Origin of the sequence: Micromonospora rifamycinica, assembly GCF_900090265.1 — a bacterium.
Classification (GTDB): domain Bacteria; phylum Actinomycetota; class Actinomycetes; order Mycobacteriales; family Micromonosporaceae; genus Micromonospora; species Micromonospora rifamycinica.
The window spans coordinates 145261-163720 of record NZ_LT607752.1 but is presented as its reverse complement, the minus strand read 5'-3'; the positions used below and the strand labels follow the sequence as shown (position 1 = coordinate 163720).

Annotated in this window: 16 protein-coding genes and 1 pseudogene; 2 read left to right on the top strand and 15 right to left on the bottom strand. The window is 72.2% G+C overall.

All coding sequences use genetic code 11. From position 1 onward, the window contains the following. Positions 1-70: 70 nt before the first annotated feature. Positions 71-400 (top strand): non-heme iron oxygenase ferredoxin subunit, encoded by a 330-nt coding sequence (locus GA0070623_RS00455; protein ID WP_067307247.1) that lies wholly within the window; start codon positions 71-73, stop codon positions 398-400. Between the two features lie 273 nt (positions 401-673). Here the strand turns inward: GA0070623_RS00455 and GA0070623_RS00450 are convergent, their stop codons facing one another. From GA0070623_RS00450 to GA0070623_RS00425, 6 genes and pseudogenes are all read right to left on the bottom strand, one after another. Then, positions 674-2017: a cytochrome P450 family protein gene (locus GA0070623_RS00450; protein ID WP_197700025.1), complete on the bottom strand. Its 1344-nt coding sequence runs from the start codon at positions 2015-2017 to the stop codon at positions 674-676. Between the two features lie 517 nt (positions 2018-2534). Continuing rightward, positions 2535-4451, bottom strand: a pseudogene (locus GA0070623_RS00445) (multicopper oxidase family protein); the annotation flags it as partial. A gap of 48 nt (positions 4452-4499) precedes the next feature. Further along, positions 4500-5705, bottom strand: coding sequence for a cytochrome P450 (locus GA0070623_RS00440; protein WP_067307254.1), 1206 nt, complete (start codon positions 5703-5705; stop codon positions 4500-4502). Positions 5706-5800: 95 nt separating this feature from the next. Then, positions 5801-6676, bottom strand: coding sequence for an NAD(P)H-binding protein (locus GA0070623_RS00435; protein ID WP_197700024.1), 876 nt, complete (start codon positions 6674-6676; stop codon positions 5801-5803). A gap of 279 nt (positions 6677-6955) precedes the next feature. Continuing rightward, positions 6956-7516, bottom strand: a complete 561-nt coding sequence (locus GA0070623_RS00430; RefSeq protein WP_084261271.1) for a nuclear transport factor 2 family protein — start codon at positions 7514-7516, stop codon at positions 6956-6958. A gap of 554 nt (positions 7517-8070) precedes the next feature. Further along, complete coding sequence (locus GA0070623_RS00425) at positions 8071-9543, bottom strand: MDR family MFS transporter (protein WP_067307260.1); 1473 nt, start codon at positions 9541-9543, stop codon at positions 8071-8073. 95 nt (positions 9544-9638) lie between these two features. On the opposite strand from GA0070623_RS00425, the gene GA0070623_RS00420 reads away from it, so the two are divergent. Next, positions 9639-10235: a TetR/AcrR family transcriptional regulator gene (locus tag GA0070623_RS00420; RefSeq protein WP_067307263.1), complete on the top strand. Its 597-nt coding sequence runs from the start codon at positions 9639-9641 to the stop codon at positions 10233-10235. A gap of 23 nt (positions 10236-10258) precedes the next feature. Here GA0070623_RS00420 and GA0070623_RS00415 read toward each other — a convergent pair whose 3' ends face one another. The 9 genes from GA0070623_RS00415 to GA0070623_RS00380 form a co-directional block, all read right to left on the bottom strand. Continuing rightward, a complete protein-coding gene (locus GA0070623_RS00415) occupies positions 10259-11320 on the bottom strand; it encodes an ROK family protein (protein WP_084261272.1) in 1062 nt (353 codons plus the stop codon). Between the two features lie 3 nt (positions 11321-11323). Then, a complete protein-coding gene (locus tag GA0070623_RS00410; protein ID WP_067307266.1) occupies positions 11324-12022 on the bottom strand; it encodes an HAD-IA family hydrolase in 699 nt (232 codons plus the stop codon). A gap of 11 nt (positions 12023-12033) precedes the next feature. Then, positions 12034-13110, bottom strand: a complete 1077-nt coding sequence (locus GA0070623_RS00405; protein ID WP_067307269.1) for a Gfo/Idh/MocA family protein — start codon at positions 13108-13110, stop codon at positions 12034-12036. Beyond that, positions 13107-14273, bottom strand: coding sequence for a 3-amino-5-hydroxybenzoate synthase (gene rifK, locus GA0070623_RS00400; protein WP_067307272.1), 1167 nt, complete (start codon positions 14271-14273; stop codon positions 13107-13109). The genes GA0070623_RS00405 and rifK overlap by 4 nt, the downstream gene beginning before the upstream one ends. A gap of 90 nt (positions 14274-14363) precedes the next feature. Beyond that, positions 14364-15221, bottom strand: a complete 858-nt coding sequence (locus GA0070623_RS00395; protein ID WP_197700023.1) for a shikimate dehydrogenase family protein — start codon at positions 15219-15221, stop codon at positions 14364-14366. Further along, on the bottom strand, positions 15215-16486 hold the full coding sequence (locus tag GA0070623_RS00390; protein WP_089003842.1) for a 3-deoxy-7-phosphoheptulonate synthase: 1272 nt from the start codon (positions 16484-16486) through the stop codon (positions 15215-15217). Before GA0070623_RS00390 ends, GA0070623_RS00395 begins: the two co-directional genes overlap by 7 nt. After that, the gene (locus GA0070623_RS00385; RefSeq protein WP_067315755.1) at positions 16483-17544 is read right to left on the bottom strand and encodes a 3-dehydroquinate synthase family protein; all 1062 of its coding nucleotides are present in this window, start codon (positions 17542-17544) and stop codon (positions 16483-16485) included. Before GA0070623_RS00385 ends, GA0070623_RS00390 begins: the two co-directional genes overlap by 4 nt. Then, positions 17541-17705 carry a hypothetical protein gene (locus GA0070623_RS29700; protein ID WP_157517697.1) on the bottom strand — a complete coding sequence of 55 codons (165 nt, stop codon included), beginning with the start codon at positions 17703-17705 and terminating at the stop codon, positions 17541-17543. The genes GA0070623_RS00385 and GA0070623_RS29700 overlap by 4 nt, the downstream gene beginning before the upstream one ends. Positions 17706-17737: 32 nt before the next feature. After that, positions 17738-18418 (bottom strand): arylamine N-acetyltransferase, encoded by a 681-nt coding sequence (locus GA0070623_RS00380; protein WP_067315759.1) that lies wholly within the window; start codon positions 18416-18418, stop codon positions 17738-17740. Positions 18419-18460: the final 42 nt, after the last annotated feature.

Here is an 18460-nt window from a genome sequence, read left to right as displayed (position 1 = left end):
GTCGCCAGGACGACCCTGGCCCGACCCGGGCCGGCCAGCACGTTCCGCGTCGAGAGGGAGACCCGCCCGCATGCCCACGCCGCAAGGGATCCGACTGTGTGCCCTGTCCGATCTGGACGACAAGGCACCGCTTGCCGTCCAGATCGGTGACGTCCCCGTCGTGGTGGTACGCATCGGCGACGAGGTGCACGCGCTGCGGGACCAGTGCACGCACGCCCGGATGGCACTGTCCGACGGCGAGGTCACCAGCAAGGGCATCGAATGCTGGATGCACGGTGCCTGCTTCGACCTGCGCACCGGGGTGCCGACCGCGCCGCCCGCCGTCGAGCCGGTGGACGTCTATCTGGTCCGGGTCGAGGACGGAGAGGTCTTCGTCGACCCCGGCACCACCGTCAACTGACCGTCCCGGCCCGCAGATCCCGGCCCACCGGACGCGCCACGACCGGAGACGTGCTCCGGTCGTGCGGCGGCGCCGGCGCCCGGGCCGCACGCATCCGCCGGCGCCCGGTCACACGCGTCCGCCGGTGTCCCGGTCGCGGCGAGCGGCGGGACACCGGCGGACGGTGGGACGGTGGTCACCGACCACCGTGCCGGGTGGGGACCGGGTCGTGGCCGCCTCCGCCTCCGTGGGCCGGCGCGACGCCGACGGCCACGACCCGGACGCCCGGGTGGGTCACCCGAGCCGCGGCGTGCCGTGCAGGCGCAGGGGCAGCCGCCGCAGACGCCAGGAGCCGGGCATGTTCTGCCGCTCCAGTTCCTCGGCGGGAACGGCCAGCTCCATGTTCGGGAAGCGGGTCAGCAGTCCACTGAACGCCACCTCGAACTCCTGCTTGGCCAGGTGCGCGCCCAGACAGTAGTGCAGACCGGCGCCGAATCCGACGTGCGTCTCGCGGAGACTGTCGGGCTGGCGGCGCAGGTCCAGGCGGTCCGGGTCGGAGAAGTAACGCGGGTCGTAGTTGGCCGCGACGAGCATGCACATCAGCCGGTCGCCCTGCCTGATCGTGACGCCGCCGATCTCGACGTCCTCCACCGCGTGCCGGAACTGGGTGCCGTGCAGCGGGCCGCACCAACGCATCAGCTCCTGGACCGCCGCCGGCATCAACGCCGGGTCGGCCTGCAGGGTGCCCAACTGGTCGGGATGGGTGAGCAGGGCCAGGGTGCCGTTGCCGATCATGTGCGCGGTGTTCTCGGTGCCGGCCAGCACCAGGGTCAGCACCATCGTGATCAGCTCATCCCCGGTGAGCCGGTCGCCTTCCTCGTCGTGCGCCTCGATCAGCCCGGACAGCAGGTCGCCGGTCGGCACGGCGCGACGCTGCTCGACCAGCTCGGTGATGTGGTCGACCATGCCCCGCATCGGCTCGTTCTGCGCCCCCGGCTCCAGGGAGAACGCCGCCCGGCCCCACTGCCGCCACCGGGGCCAGTCGGCCTCGGGGATGCCGATCAACTCGCAGATCACATTGATCGGCAACAGGTAGGCGAAGTTCTCGATGAGGTCGACGACGCCCACCCCGTCGGCGTCGTCCGCCTCCGCCCGCCGGCCGAGCTGGTCCAGCAGTCGTGCCGCGATCTCCTCCACCCGGGGCCGCAGGGCCGCGACGCGCCGGGCGGTGAAGGTACGCGAGACGAGCCGCCGCAGCCGGACGTGGTCCTCGCCGTCGGCGTCCAGCAGGCTGCTGGTGAAGATCTTGATGTACTTCTCCTCGAGCCCGAGCGCCTTGGCCAGCTCGTCGTGCAGGTCGTCGACGTTCGCGCCGGGCACGCTCCCCGGGTTGTTGGCGAAGCGCTGGTCGCCCAGCACCATCTTGACGTCGTCGTACCGGGTGATCAGCCACAGCGGCGTGGGTGAGGTGGGGTAGACGGCCCGGACGATCCGGTCCCGCTCACGGAGCAGCGAGTATCCCCGGAACGGGTCGCGGAGCAGGTCGGCGTCCGTCATGTCCAGTGCGGCGGCGCCGTTGCCGGTGGCTACGGGACAGGTCCCGCTGATGGTGTCCATGTCGCCCTCCAGAATGGTCACGTGATCGGTACGCGGTCGGCCGGACCCGCCGGTCGGCCGGGTTTACAGGCGGCGAGGGCGTACCCCACCGCTGGTGCGTGGGTCGGATCGGCGCGACCGTGGCCTGGGGGTCGGGACGCTCCGGGGCGGTGTGCTGTCCGACAGGTGCGGGGCCACCTCGATCAGTGAGGTGGGTCTGGTCCCCTCGATCCGTGTGGTGAATCCGGTACCTCCGTTCCGTGCGGTGGGTCCGGGCCGTGGCAGCCCGGGGCGGTGACCAGGCCTCTCGGTCGCCCGAGGCAACAATCGGGCAGAACGAAACGGCACGGACGCCGAGCGACGCCGGCCCCGGGGCGGAGGTCCGCCGCCCCGGGCCGGCCGGCACCGGAGACCCTGCGGCGGTTCCCCGCCCCGCGGTCCACGGCACGTCGGGGAGCGTCGGGCCGCGGGGCGCCGCCGCTGATCAGCGTCCACCTGACTGCCCCCCGGCCGGGTGGTGTGCCGCGCTCCCGGCACGGTGGTCCGCGCCGGCCGCGTGGTGGGTCGAACCGGCCGGGTGCATGTGGAACCGGGCGACCTCGGCCGGGTGCACGACGAAGGGCCGCATCATCCCCTCGTCCTCGTGGTCGAGGATGTGGCAGTGGTACATGAACTGGCCGGTGGCGCCCTCGAACCGGCCGGCGACCCGGATCCACTCCCCCGCCCACAGGTTGAAGGTGTCCTTCCAACCCTCTTCGTGCTTCTCGATCGGCGGCCCGTCGACCGGGGTGGGCAACGGCCTGCTCGTGCCGCCGGCCGCGAGGTCGAAGGCCGTCAGGTCGGCGATCTTCCACCGGGTCAGCAGCTGGAACCTCGCCATGTGGATGTGCATCGGGTGCGGGGCACCGCCGAGCTGGATCAGGTTCCACACCGTCCACCGGCCCCGGTTGATGAAGACCGTCGTGGTCTCGTCGAACAGGCGCGCGGCCTTCCGGAAGGTCCGCACCCGCCCCGCCGCCGGGTCGGTGAGCTGGATCACCCCCTCCTGCGGGAACTGCGTGGGCAGCTCCGCCGGGTCGGTGATCTCCTGCAGCTCCCACATCTCCGGGTGCGGACGACCGCCCACCCCCGGCAGGGTCGTCGCCACGAACACCTCGTCGTGGTCCTCCGGCACCGTCCCGCCCTGCCGCAACCGGACGTACGACCCGGACAACCGGGCCGGCGGCGTGAAGAAGTCGCTGCGGCCCCGGCTCTCGACCCGGAACTGCATGATGTCCGGTTCGATCGACGCGCCGGTGTTGACCAGACGCAGCCGCTGCCCCCGGAACCGGCTGAAGTCGATCAGCAGGTCGACGCGCTCGGCCGGGGTGATGGTCAGCCCGCCCGCCGGCACCGCCGCCGGGGCCGGCAGCAGGCCGGCGTCCGTGCCGACGATGCGGACCGCGTCGTTGTGCACCACCCCCGCCTCGTCGACCAGGTCGAGCCGGAAGAACCGGCCGTTCGCCGCGTTGAGCACCCGGAAGCGGTACCAGCGCGCGTCGACGTCCAGGTGCGGCCAGATGACCCCGTTGACGGTGGTGAAGGGGCCGGTGACCGGGGCCGACGTGCCGGTCGCGAGCTGGTACTGGAACTTGAACAGCAACCGGCCGGTGAGTGCTCCGGTCGCCGGGTCGGTGTCGAGGTTGCGGTCGGCGAGGACCAGCGGGACCTCGTGGTCACCACGGGGCAGCCGCAGCCGGTCCTCCTCCTCGTCGCGGATCAGGTAGAGACCGGCGAGCCCGGCGTGGACGTTGAACCGGGTCACCGCCATCGCGTGGTCGTGGTACCACAGGGTGCACGCCGCCTGCCGGTTCGGGTATTCGGTGAGCTGCACGTCCCCGGGGGAGATGCCGTTGTGCGCCCAGCCGTCGTTGCCGCCGTTGGTGTGCGCGCCGTGCAGGTGCACCACGTTCCACGGCGGCAGCTCGGCGACCCCGTCGATCAGCTCCACCCCGGCGGGCAGGCCGCCGTCGGGGCTACGGTAGCCGGGGGTGTTCGCCGGCGTCGGTACCGCGTACGGCGCCCGGACCGCCACCACCGGAACCGTGCCGCGCAGCTCGTTGACCCAGGCGACCCGCAGCCGCCGGTCACGGCGTACCTCGATGGTCGGGCCGGGGAAGTGCCCGTCGTACGTCCACAGGGTGGTCTCGGGCAGTTGCGAGTGCAGCCGCCGCTGCACGGTGGTCATCGTGACGGTGAGTTCGTCCCGGGAACGCCCCGAGGACGGTCGGACCGTCGGCGGAATCCGCAGCGGGTCGAGGAACTTGGTGAGACCGAACTGTGGTGCCACGAGTGCCGCTCGTGACCCGCCGACGGTCGCCGCCGACGCCGCCTTGCCCGTGGCATCCGGGCCGAGCGTCTGCGCACCCGCGACGACACCTGCGGTGCCGAGCACGGTGGAGAACAGGAACGCGCGACGCTCAACGGGGGCATCCATCGGATCTTCTCCTGCGAGAGGTGGGGGCGTACCGACGCCGGGAGGGTGCTACCAGGTGACCGGCAGTGCGGTCAGCACCTCGAAGCCCGCGGTCGGGTTGAACGGAATCTCCTCCGCCGGGACAGCGAGGCGCAAGTCCGGTAGCCGTTGGAGCAGAGTACCCAGGGCGATCTCCATCGTGATGCGGGCGAGGCTCTGGCCGAGACACTGGTGGGTGCCGAACCCGAACGTGACGTGGTCCCGGGCGGAGCTGCGGCGCAGGCCCAGGGAGTCCGGCGCGTCGTGGACGTCGGCGTCCCGGTTGATGAGGGAGGTGATGAAGAACACACCGTCTCCCTTGTGGATGGTGGTCCCCTCGATGTCGATGTCGTCGACGGCCAGCCGCGTCACACCGTCCGGAATGGACACGAAGCGCAGCAGCTCGTCGACGGCGGTGGGTAGCAGCGCCGGGTCGGCCCGCAGCTCAGCCAGCTGGTCGGGGTGCTGGAGCAGGGTGAACAGGCCGAGCGAGATCATCGTGCCGGTGGTGCCGTGCCCGCCCGCCACCTGCAGGACCAGCGTCGAGACCAGCTCCTCGTGGTCCAGGTCGCCGGCGGGACCGGGCTTCGCGAGCAGCTCGTCGAGCACCCCCGTCCCGGGGTCGCGCCGCTTCTGCGCGATCAGCTCGCCCATGTAGGCCATCAGGTCGTCGTACGCCTGGTTGGCGTTCGGGCCGGCGGCGAGCTGGTGGGACATCCGGTGGAACGCCTCGTGATCGGCCTCCGGGATGCCCATCACGCGGTACAGCACGGTCAGCGGGACGGGTGCCGCGAACGCCGGGATCAGGTCGGCCGGGGCACCGTCGGCGATCATCTGGTTCAGCCGCTCGTCGACGACCTCCTGGATCATCGGCCGCAGCGAGTTGATCCGCCTGATCGTGAAGCTGGGGATCAGCATCTTGCGCCGGGCCTGGTGCACCGGCCCGTCGACCCCCACCAGCGCGGTGACGATCTTCATGACCTTCTGCTGGGCGTCGCCGACGGCGGCGGCGATGCTCGGGAACATCATCGGCCACGCGGGGTTGGTGCGGTCGCTGGAGATGCGCGGGTCGACGAGGAGCCGACGGGTCAGCTCACGACTGGTGATCGCCCAGACGTGCCGGCCGTCGTAGAGGGCGACCTGGGCGAGGGGTCGCTGGTCGACCAGCGACGGATAGGCGGGAGCGGGCTGGTAGGGACAGGTGCGGTCCTGGGGGAACACCACGGTGTCGGTCATACGCGAACCCTTCGATCGGCCGGTACGGCGATGTGCGGTTTAACCGTGCGGGTGCGCGGATCCGCGGCGGCCGAGGGTCGCCGCGCTCCAGACGCCTAGTTCGTGAAATCCGCCCTGTGGTCCACCGCCCACTCGGCGAAGGTCCGCGCCGGCTTACCGAGGACCCGCTCGACGGTGCCGTCGATCTCGGCAGGGCCGTCGAGGGCCTCCAGGTAGTAGCGGACCCGGGTCTCGATGATCCCCGGCGGGTCGGACGGGGAGATCACCCCCTCCCGGATCAGCTCCCGGAGTCGGGGGGCGAACCGCTCACGCAGCTCCGCGCGGACGTCGTCGCCGGTGACGTCCTCGATCTCCAGCTCACGCCCGATCGCCTTGCCGATGAGGGCGACCTGCTCGGCCTGGGTGATGCTGTCACCACCGCTGAGGTGGTACCTCGCCCCGGCGTGCCCCTCCTGGAGCAGCGCGCAGGTGCTCACCTCGGCGATGTCCCGCTCGTGGATCGAGGAGAGGTAGGACTGCGCGTAGTGCAGCCGTACCGGCCTGCCCTGCTTGATGTCCGGCGCCCAGAGCAGTGAGTTCACCGCGAAGGCTCCCGGCCTGACGAACGTCCACTGCAGACCTGAGCGCTCGATCGCGTGCTCGACCGCCAGGTGCCACCGGGCGATCCAGTGATCCGGGTCGCGGCCGGCGGCGGCCAGTGAGGACAGCAGCACGACGTACCGGACGCCGGCGGCCTTGGCCGCCGAGAGGACTCCGTCGATGCCGGCCGGCTGGTTGTACAGGAAGATCTTCTCGACGCCCTGGAACGCCTGCGCGAACGTCTCCGGTTCGGTCAGGTCGGCCCGGCGGACGTCGACCTCCGCCGGCAGGTCGAGCGCGGCCGGATCACGGGACGTCGCCCGCACCTCCACTCCCGCCCGCAGCAGCAGGTCGACGACGTTCCGACCGACGTTGCCGGTCGCACCCGTCACCAGGATCGTCATCATTCCCCCCGCAAGCCTGTTCCGCCCCATCGGTGATCCGTAAGGGCCTTCGTAGGCTAGGACAGGAGGACGCGGCTGGGCATACCTCGCCTTGATAGCCGTGGGGCAGGCAGACGCCGCCGACCAGGGGGCGGAGCCCCTGTCGGCGACCGGGCGGCCCGGCCGGGCACCCGCGGGTCGATCGCCCCCCCGGGTACGCGGGCCGCCGGTTCGGGACGGTGGGTCACACCGTCCCTCCCCGATCCGCCGGCTACCGCCGGCCGGTGGTCACTTCGCCGGAGGCGCGGCTGCGGGCTTGTCGACCGCCCACAGGACGTCGCCCTCGATGCGCGACAGGCGCCACCCCTGCGAGTCGCGCGTCGCCTCGAAGCGCATCCGCGAGTTGAGGGTCAGCGCCGGCTCCGGGGCGATCTTCCCCTTCGGCGTCACGCTGCTGCCGAAGAGCTGCACCACGTCCGCCCGGACCTTGGCCTTGTCGCCGTCGAGGTCGATGAGGACATTGCTGACCAGTTCCTGCACCCGGTCCTCGGTCTTGAACCCCTCCGACGCACCGGCGATGACCTTCTCCCGGCCCTCGGTGAGCCCGCCACCGGGATTGGTGACGACCACCCCTTCGGTCAGCACCTTGTTGAGATCGTCGAACTTCCCCTCCGTCGTGTCGGCGTAGAAACGGTAGATGAGCTGGGTGATGTCGCCGCGATCGTCGCGGTATTCGACCTTGTCGGCGGCACATCCCGCGGTGGGGACGGCGACGGCGAGAGCCGCCAACAGGCCGACGACGCGGACGGACCCGCGCCGTGACCGAACGATTCCCCCTGGACGATCCATGTTCTGGTTCTCCCCTACCCTGTCGCAGTCGCAGTCTTGGTAAGCACGCGGGCAGGCGCCGACATTCTTCACCGGGTGATGAACAGGAACAGCACCGCCGCGACCCGCAACACCGGTGACCATGAACTGCGGCTTCCCGAGCCACAGAAGTGGATTGCCGACAGTCGACCTGGGTCGCCCCGCCATCCACATGATTGCCGTGCGATCACCGGCGATCCGTGCGAGCCATCGTAGGGTAGGGCAGGCTCGCGCGACTGACCATACCTCAGGGAGACATTTGCGAATCGGGTTGTGGATCACCTACTCGGGTGTCTAATTTGGGCAACCTCCGAGGTCTGTCCACTTTGTTCTGAAGAGGAGAAACAACGTGACCTCACGGTCACTCTGCAGATATGTTCGGGACACCGGGACAGCCCGCCGGGATGATCGTCGCATCCCCCGAGTACCCTGACCGCCCACTCATCCGGATGCGACTCCCCCGACACGGGAAGAGACGACGACGAGCGCACACATCGACTCGCCGATGTCGATTGCATAAAGGTGTACGGTGCTGATCAGGCGCGGGCGGGGACTTCGGATGGGGATTGCTCGGAATCGGGAAGGGGCTTGGGTCGGCCGGGGAGCAGCAGACAGAGCGGCACGGCGACGGCGGTGAAGCCGACCGACCACCAGAAGGTCGTGCCGAACGCCCGGGTGAGGGCCTCCGGCGTCCGGGCACCGGACCCGGCGTGCTGGAGGATCATGGCCAGCACCGCGGTGCCGAGCGAGCCACCGATCTGCTGGGTGACCAGGACGATGATGCTGGCGTTGGGGATGTCGCGGTGGTCCATGCCGAGGTACGCCGCGCTGGCCAGCGGGATGGTGGCGATGCCCAGCCCCAGGCCGCGCACCACCAGGACCGCCATCAGCAGCGGGTACGGCGAGTCGGGGGCGACGGCGAAGGGCACGGTGGCCAGGCCGACGACGCAGAAGCCGGCGAACGCGATCCACCGTGGTCCGACCCGGTCGGTCCACCGGCCGGCGAGCGGCCGGGACAGCAGCGAACCGATGCCCTGCGGGATGAGCAGCAGCCCGGCGCCGAGCGCGTCCTCACCCCGGGCCTGCTGCCAGTAGAGCGGCAGCAGCAGCATCGCGCCGTACAGGGTCACGCCGACCAGGAAGAGCAGGGCCGACGACGCGGCGAGCGACCGGTGACGCAACAGCCGGACGTTCACCAGCGCCCCGGACCCCCGGCGCAACGCCCAGCCGATGAAACCGGCGACCAGGACGAGACCGGCCACCAGGGGCACCAGGACCCGGCGGCTGCCGAGACCGGAGGTGACCGGGATCTGGGAGAGGCCGTAGATGAGAGCGGCGGCCCCGGGCGACAGCAGGAGCAGGCCGACGGCGTCGAGCCGGCCCCGCTCACCGTCGGGGCGGTCGTCGGGCAGGTTCCGGAAGGCGAGCCAGCCCCCGACGGCGCAGAACAGGATGTTGACCCCGAAGAGCAGCCGCCAGTTCCCGGTGGCCAGCAGGAGGCCGCCCAGGACGGGGCCGAGGATCGGGCCGAGCGCCACCGGCAGGCTGATCGTCGCCATGACCCGGCCGATGTTGCGACCCCGGACGGCCTGCATGATGAGCGTGCTCATCAGCGGCATCATGATGCCGGCGGCGACACCCTGGACGATCCGGAAGACGATCAGGCTGGGGGCGTCCCAGGCTGCCGCGCAGAGCACCGATCCGAGCAGGAAGAACCCGAGCGAGCCCAGCCACAGCCGCTTGCCGCCGGCCGCCGCCTGGGCCCAGCCGACGATGGGGATCGTGACGAACATGGCCAGCAGGTAGCCCGTGCTCACCCACTGGATGGTGCTCAGCGGCGCGTCCAGGTCGCGGGCCAGGTCGTTGATGGCGACGCTGACGATCGTGGTGTCGAAGACCGCCGCCAGGGCGCCGACGATGACGGTGAGCGCCAGGCGGCGTACCACCGGATCGATGCGGTCGGAGTCGGTGGGTGCGGCGGCGGGCGCGGAGTTGCCGGACGCAGACATGGGGCACATCCTAAGATACAGCTCTGTTTCTTATCGAGACGTCACTGTAGATCGGACGCAGCAGGCCCGCAAGTATGCTGCGCGGGTGAGTCGAGGTGAGTGAGACGGGCAAGCGGCGTCGGGGCACCGCCCTGGAACAGGCCCTGCTGGACGCGTCCTGGCAGGAGTTGGAGGAGGCCGGTTACGCGCGCTTCACCATGGACGCGGTCGCCACCCGCGCCGGGACCAGCCGTCCCGTGCTGTACCGGCGCTGGGGTGACCGGCTCGAACTGCTGCGTGCCACTATCGTGCACGTCCTCGAACGCAACCGTGTCCCGGCGCCCGAGGACACCGGCTCGCTCCGTGGCGACCTGCTGGCCCTCATGCAGGAGATCAGCCGCACCCGCACCGAGTTCGTCACCGTGCTGAGCGTCCACCTCGCCGGGTACTTCGAGGAGACCGGCACCGGTCCGGCCGACCTGCGCGACGTCATCCGCTACGGCCGCCCGCACGCCCTGGACATCGTCTACCGGCGGGCGGCGGAGCGGGGCGAGATCGACCTGGACCGGCTCTCCCCACGGGTCCGCGAACTGCCGTTCACCCTCTTGCGGCTGGAACTGCTCACCACCCTGCAGCCCGTTCCCGACGAGACCCTGGCGGACATCGTCGACACGATCGTGCTGCCGCTGCTCCGGCCCACCGGCGGGGGCTGACCCGGCAACGGCCGGGCCGCCGCTCACCCGCCACCGGCGGGTGGTGGCACCGGCGTGCCGGCCGGCGGCGACGTCAGCGTGCCGGCGGCCGTCCACGTCGGTGTGCCGGGAGCGGGCGACGTGCCGGGAGCGGGCGACGTGCCGGCAGGCGGCGATGTTCGGGAAAGCGGCGACGCCCGCGCCGGGGGCGACGCGACGAGGCGGGCGAGCGACACCGCGCCGTGCAACGACGACAGGCCGCCCAGCACCGCCGGTCCCACCGGCAACGGATCCTGCCCGGCCCGCGTCAGCTCGGCCAGCCGGGCGGCCAGCAGGTCGACGAGTTCGGGGACGCCGGCCGCGAACCCGCCTCCGATCAGGGCGCGCTGCGGATGGAGCAGTTCCCGCACGCTGGTCACGGCGGCGGCCAGCGCGCGGCAGGTCCGGTCGACGGCGGCGACGGCCCAGGGCTGTCCGGCGCGCAGCGCCGGCCCCAGCTCGTCGGGGCCGACCTCCGCTCCCCGCAGCCGACCGGCGCGGCGCAGGGTGGCCGGTCCGGAGGCGATCGCCTGGAGGCAGCCGTGCCGGCCGCAGACGCAGCTCGCACCGCCCGACTCGACGATGACGTGCCCGATCTCGAACGAGCCCCGGTCGGGTCCGGGACAGGGCACGCCCCCCAGCACCAGGCCACCGCCGATCCCGGTCCCCACCCCCACGTAGAGCAGATCGTCGCAGCCCGCCGCCCGCGCCTCGGCGAGCGCGCCGAGGTCGCCGTCGTCGGCCCAGGCCACTGTCGTGCCGGGGAACAGCGCCCGCAGCGCCGCCGCCAGGTCCAGGCCGGTCCACTCCGGTCGGCTCGGCCAGGCGGTGACCTGGCCCCGCGGGTCGACCGTCGCGGGCATCGCGACCCCCACCGCGCGCAGCGGGGCGCCGACGCGCGCCCGCAGCCGGGTCAGCTCCCCGGTGAGCCGGGCGAGATCCCGGTCCACGCTGTGCCGGGGCTGCCAGGCCAGGGTGGACTCCCAGACGGACCCGTCGTCGGCCTCGACCCGGATCGCGACCTTGGTGCCGCCGACGTCGAGGCCGAGGTAGTGGGCCGGCTCCACCGGTCAGCGGGCCCGGACGGCCGGGCAGTGGGCGAGCAGGTCGGTGGGGTGGTGCAGCACCAGGTCGGGGCCGCCGGCGAGGAGCGCGTCGATGTCCTCCGGTGGCGCCCACAATGCCGCCGCCGAGGCGACGCCGGCCCCCTTGGCGCTGGCCAGGTCGGTCGGCGCGTCCCCGATCATGACGGCCCGCTCGGGCGGGACGTCCAGCAGGTCCAGGGCGCGCCGCACGATGTCGGGGGCCGGCTTGGGTCGGGCCACCTCGTCGGAGCCGATCACGTGGGCGAAGAACGGGAGCAGGCCGAGCCGGTCGAGCAGCGAGCGGGCCCGCGGCCCGCTCTTGCCGGTGGCGATCGCCAGCCGCAGACCACGCACCCGCAGGGTCAGCAGCAGTTCGAGGATGCCGTCGAAGACCTGCACCTGGTCGGCGAGGCGGTAGCTCTCCCGGACGAACGGCTCCTCCATCGCCAGCGGCAGGTCCATGATCCGCATGATGTCGGGGAAGTAGCGGCCCAGGTGCCGGCGGTACTCCCCGAAGGGCGCCGGACCGTCGCCGACGACCTCGGCGTACGCGACGGCGAAGGCCTCGCTCATCACCGCGAAGCTGTCGACGACGACCCCGTCGAGGTCGAAGATGACCGCGTGCCGGACCGGTGTCGAGGGATCGGTCACGGTCGCCGGACGGTCGACGATCGGAAACGCCATGGAGCACCCCTTCACTGGTACGCGGGCACCGTCCGCCGGGCCCGCGCCGATCCCGCCGACGCGTAGAAGTTCTCGATCATCTGCACGATCGGCCGGGTCTCGGCGATGGCGCGGCCCCGGGTGCCGGGATCGGCGAGCATCGCGGCGAGATCGTCCAACTGCCGGGTGTACTCGATGCCGATCCGCTCGGCCGGCACCGGGATCCGGGTCGTGGTGCCCTCCCGGGTCACCGTCAGCACCGGCTCGGGATCCCGGTTCGGGCTGAAGCCGAAGGTGCACCTCAACTCCGCCACCCCGGCCCGGCCCTCGACACGGATCGACGACACGTCCCGCGCCTCGTGCGACGCCCAGCTGGCCCGTAGGGAGACCGAGACCCCGTCGTCGCGGACCAGGAAGCCGCGGGCGGTGTCCTCCACGTCGGCGGCCTCCGCGCCGGGCTCGTCCTGTCGCCACGCCGCCCGCCAGGCGCCGACGTTGACGAAGTCGTCCGACGTCACGCCGATCACCTGGGTGAAGTGGGCCGGGCCGAGGAGGAACGCCAGCGTGTCGACCAGGTGCCAGCCGAGGTCGAACAGCGCTCCCCCACCGGCCTTGCCGCGCTGGGTGAACCAGCCACCGGCCCGGGGCACCCCCCGGGACCGGGTCCAGCCGAGGTCGACGTGCCGGATGTCGCCCAGCTCCGCCAGGGTCTCCCGCAACGCCGCGACGTCGCCCCGGTAGCGGGCGGCGCTGCCCGCCAGCAGCATCCCGCCCCGGCGTTCGGCCATCGCGAGGACGTCGGCCTCGGCCGAGGTCAGGCAGACCGGCTTCTCGACGAACACCGAGATCCCGGTGGCGAGCAGCGCGCCGGCCACCTCGACGTGCAGGTGGTTGGGCACCGCGACGACGGCCAGGTCGACCTCGCGCGCGGTGAACGCGTCGACGGTGGGGTACACGGCGAGGCCGGTCTCCTCGCGGAACGCCGCCCGCGACGCCGGGTCGGCGTCGACGACCGCGACGACCTCGAAGTCGGCGTGCTCGCGCAGCAGCGGAAGCCACAGCTCCCGGCCGGCCCAGCCGAGCCCGACCACCGCCGCCCGGATGCTCATGCGCCGGCCACGGCGGCGGCGACGATCTCGGCCGTCGCGTGCATCTCCTGCTCTCCGGCGAGCAGGACCCGGTGGTGCAACCAGACGCAGTCCTGACTGATGGCATCGGTGTGCGGGCAGCGCTCCGCGATGGCGTCCAGGCTCTCCTCCGGTGCGCCGAACTCCCAGAAGGCCTCCGTCCGGTAGATCGCCCGGAACCCGGCGAACGCCGGCAGGCCCGCCGCCACCAGCCGGTCGACCAGGGCGTTACGGCCCTCCTCGCTGATGCCGGGGACGCGGAACATGGCCATGTAGTGGGAGTTGCGGTCGGCGCGCACGTCGCCGCCCTGCGGCACCACCCCGTCGATCTCCCCGAGCAACCGCGACAGCAGTTCCCAGCGCTGGTCCCGCAGCGCGATCTGCCCGTCGAGGCGGCGCAGCTGCGCCCGCAGGACGGCCGCGGAGAACTCGTTGAGGCGCATGTTGGAGCCGGAGATCCGGTGCAGGTACCGGCGGTCGTTACGGGGGCGGCCACAGCTGTGCCGCAGGAACGCCAGCTCGTACTTCTCGCTCTCGCCCTCCGGGAACACCACGACGCCGCCCTCGCCCGCGGTCATCAGCTTGCCGTTCTGGAAGCTGAAGGTGGCGATGCTGCCGAGTTCACCGACGCGCCGGCCCTGCCACTGCGCGCCGTGCGCGTGGGCGGCGTCCTGGAGCAGCGGCACGCCGTTCTCGGCGGAGATCTTCGCCAGCGTGTCCATGTCGGCCATCAGACCGGCCATGTGCACCGGCATGATCACCTTGGTGCGCGGCGTGATGGCGGCGGCGACCGCTCCCGGGTCGATGTTGTAGGTGTCCGGGTCGACGTCGACCGGCACGGTGACCGCGCCGAGCCGCTGGGCCGCCTGGGAGGACGAGATGAACGTGAAGCCCGGGACGATGACCTCGGTGCCCGGTCCGACGCCCATGACCTGTAGGGCGAGCTCCAGCGCGTGGGTGCCGTTGGTGACCGCCAGTGCGTGCTCGGCCCCGTGGTGGTCGGCGAACTCGCGCTCGAACGAGTCCACCTCGGACCCGCCCATGCGCCACCACTGGCCCTGTTCGAGCGCACGGATCAGGCCGTCCCGCTCGGCATCGTCGTACTGAGGCCACGCGGGGAATTCTGGTGCCGGTCGCGCGTCCATGGCTCTCCGATTCTCGTGATCGATCCCATTGGGAGAAAGCGTGAATGGCCGTGTGACAGGGAAAGACCGATTTCAGCCTCTCGCGTCATGCTATGAGCACGATCGGTAGCCAACATCCCTCGGTCTGGTAGTCGTCGCCCTGTCCTGCCACCGGAAGAACTCGCGGTACAGGTCGAGCTGCCCGTCGAGCATGTGGATGCCGTGGTGGACCCGGTGCCCGAGCGCCGCGGCGGCCCGCAGCAGCCGCGTCTGGCGGGGGTGCATGATGATGTCGGCGACCACGCTGCCCGGCGGCAGCAGCTCCGGCCGCACCGGCAACGGGTCGCCCGGATCCAGCCCGAGCGGCGTGGCGTTCACCACCAGGTCGGCGCCGTCGAGGTCCGGCCCGGCCGAGGTCGTGGTCCGGCCGGGCCAGTGCCGGTCCAGACGGGAACGCAACCCGGTCAGCCGGCCGGCGTCCGGGTCGCACACCGCCAGCCGGTCGACCCCCGCCGACAGCAGCGCCGCCGCGATGGCGCTGCCCGCGCCGCCCGCGCCGACCAGGGCGACCCGCCGGCCCGCCGGTTCGTGGCCGGCCGCCACCAGGCCGGCCACGAAGCCCAGGCCGTCGAAGTTCTCCGCGTACCAGCTGCCGTCGTCGTCCCGACGCAGCGCGTTGGCGCTCCCGGCGATCCCCACCATGGTGCTGTGCCGGTCGGCGAGCGCGACGACCGCCGCCTTGTGCGGCACCGTGACGAAGATGCCGTCGACGTTGCCCCCGCAGCGCAACCCGTCGACGACCCGGGCGAGGTGCTCCGGCCGGGTGTGCACCGGGACCAGCACCGCGTCGAGGCCCAGCCGGGCGAAGATCGGATTGACCAGCAGGGGTGAGCGCACCTGGACGACGGGATCGCCCAGGACCGCGTACAGCCGGGTGGTGCCGCTGACGGGTGCGGGCGCGCTCAGCACGACCCCGCCCGCCCGGCCGTGCCCCGCCCGGTCAGCAGCTCCGCGACCACCACCGCGAGCTCGACCGACTGCTCGGCGTTGAGCCGCGGGTCGCAGGCGGTCAGGTACCGGGCGGGCAGGTCGGACTCGGTGACGCCGCAGGCCCCGCCGAGGCACTCCGTCACGTCCTCGCCGGTCACCTCGACGTGGATGCCGCCCGGATGGGTGCCGAGTCCCCGGTGCACCTCGAAGAAGCCGGCCAGTTCGTCGACCACCCGGTCGAAGTGCCGGGTCTTGAACCCGTTGCCCGACAGCCGGGTGTTGCCGTGCATCGGGTCGCACTGCCAGACCACCTGGTGCCCGGAGGCGTTGACCTTCTCCACGATCGGCGGCAGCACGTCCCGGACCAGGCCGTGGCCCATTCGGCTCACCAACGTCAACCGGCCGGGCACGGCGTCCGGGTCGAGACGCTCCACGTACTCGACGGCCAGCTCCGGGGTCACCGTCGGGCCGATCTTGACACCGATCGGGTTGGCCATCAGCTCCGCGAACGCGATGTGCGCCCCACCGAGCTGCCGGGTCCGCTCACCGATCCACAGGAAGTGCGCGAGACCGCTGGTCAGCCGGCTGCCGGGGCCGCAGCCGTCCGCCCAGAGCACGGCCCGCTCGTAGTCGAGCAGGAGCAACTCGTGGCTGACGTAGACCCCGCCCGCGCCGACCCGGCGGACCACCTCCATCGCGTCCGTCGCGTGCGCGTGGGCGCGCAACATGCGGGACGGGTCGGGGGTACGGGCGGCCAGGGTGGGCTCGGCGGAGTTGACGATGTCACCGCGGTACACCGGCAGGCCCGCCGCGTCCACGGCGTTGGACCGGGGCTTGGCGTACTGCCCGGCCATCCGGGCGATGCTGACCACCGGCAGACCGCCGGCCCCGGTCAGCACGGCCGACATCCGGGACAGCACCCCCAGGTTGGCCAGCAGGTGCGCCTCGGTGTTGTCGGCGAAGGTCTCGGCGCAGTCGCCGCCCTGGAGCAGGAACGCCTCGCCCCGGGCGACCGACGCGAGCCGGGCGGCCAACCCGGCCGTCTCCGCCGGGGTCACGATCGGATCCACCCGCCGCAACTCGGCGACGACGGCGTTCACCCGGTCCGGATCCGGCCAGTGCGGTTGCTGCGCGGCGGGGCGGGACACCGCCTCCTCCAGCCGACCGGAGAGCCGCTGGTCCGCCGGGCAGCGGGCATGTGCCGGGTCGTCGACCCCGCCCGGCGGGTGCGGGAACCGTCTCATGTCAGGACCGCATCGGAGGCGGCCCCGACCAGCGTGGCCATCGGCAGCCGCGGCATCTCGTCGAGGACGCGCCGGACCGCGTCCACCGGCACGTCGGTGACCAGTTCCGCTCCCCCGGGTCCGTCCAGGACGAACCCGAGGCCGTCGACCGCCTTCTTGTCCCGGCGCATCTGACCGACCAGGCGAGCGGAGTCGACCTCCGCGGGCAACGCGGTGGGCAGACCGTAGTGCCGGACCACGGCCAGGTGCTCGTCGGCCCTGGCCCGGTCGATCCGGCCCAGCTCGAACGCCAGCCGCCCCGCGAAGACGGTGCCGACGGCGACCGCCTCACCGTGGCGCAGCGCGAAGCCGGTCGCCACCTCCAGCGCGTGGCCCAGGGTGTGGCCGTAGTTGAGCAGGTGCCGGCGGCCGGCGTCGCGCTCGTCGACCTCCACGATGGCCGCCTTCAGGGCCACGCTGGCGGCGATCTGTTCCGGCAGGGGCAGCCCGCGCAGGTCACCGGCCCCGATGAAGTGGCAGCGGGCGATCTCCCCGAACCCGCTCGCCATCTCCCGGGCCGGCAGGGTCGACAGGTAGTCCGTGTCGCAGAGCACCGCGCGGGGCTGCCAGAACGCGCCCACCAGGTTCTTGCCCTCGGGCAGGTTCACCGCAGTCTTCCCGCCGACGCTGGCGTCCACCTGGGCGAGCAGCGTGGTGGGCAGGTGGATCACGTCCACCCCCCGGTGGTAGAGCGCGGCGGCCAGCCCGACGACGTCGGTGGTCGTCCCGCCGCCGCACGAGACGACGACGTCGTTCCTGGTCAGGCCGAACCGCACGAACTCCCCGCACAACGCCTCCACGGTGGCGAGGGTCTTACCGCGCTCACCGTCGCGGGCCGGCAGCAGCAGCGTCTCCACCCCCGGGTCGGGCACCCAGTGCGGTGGCCGGGCCGACACCACGACGGCCCGCCTCGCGCCCAGCCGGCCCACCACCGCGGCCAACGACGACCGGACCCCCGCACCGACCGACACCTCGTAGGAGCGGTCGCCGAGCCGTACCGGAACCGTGCTGCCGTTCACGGCGTCTTCTCCCTGCTCGCCGGGGTGGGCCGGCCGGTGGGACGGGCGGCCCCCGGCACGGGTGCACCGCCGCAGAAGGCCCACACGAACCGGGAGTACTCCGCGTAGCAGGCCCGGACGAACGCGACGAACCGGACGGACGGATGATCCAGGTTCTCCATGGTCTCCCTTTCTGGTAACGACCGGCTCGGGCTCAGTCGAGGTCGCCGGCGAGGATGCGGGACAGCAGCATCCGGTGCTCGTCGTCGTCGGTGATCGTGCGGACCTGCTCACGGCCGTTGCGGACGGTCAGGTACCGGCGCTGCCGCAGGAACACCTGGCCGTCGTCCACGGCCCGGCCGCACAGCACCTCCCGGGTGTCGTCCCGCCCCGGATCGGCCAGGATCTCCCGGAAGTTGCTCTCCATCTCCTTCCAGTCGCTCCACTGCCGGGGTTGCCGGGTGAACGTGTAGACGGTGCTCCACCGGGTGGCCACCCCCCGGCGTTGCAGCGCGGTCCCGGAATCCTGGTCGACCAGCCGGAACTGGCTGCCGTACTGGGTCTGCACCGGGCCGCCCACCCGCAACGGCTCCACGTAGGTCGGCCCCGGGTAGCCGACGTCCACCAGCCAGTCGGCACCGTCCAGGGCGACCCCGACGAACATGTGCTCGACGTCGCTGCCGAACGCCGCCCGGCCCTCGGCGGTGCTCCCCGCCAGCAGCGTCGTCCGGTAGCCCAGCTCGCCGAGGAGCCGGTAGAACAGACGGTTCAGGTGGTAGCACGCGCCGCCCCGCCCGTCGGCGATGCTCCGGTCGAACACCTCGTCCTCGTCGAGGTCGACCACGGCCACCCCGTCGGCCAGGTCGTAGGCGAGACTGCTGTACGGGATCGCCATCAGGTGCCGCTTCTGCAACAGCCGCAACGTCTCCAGGTCCAC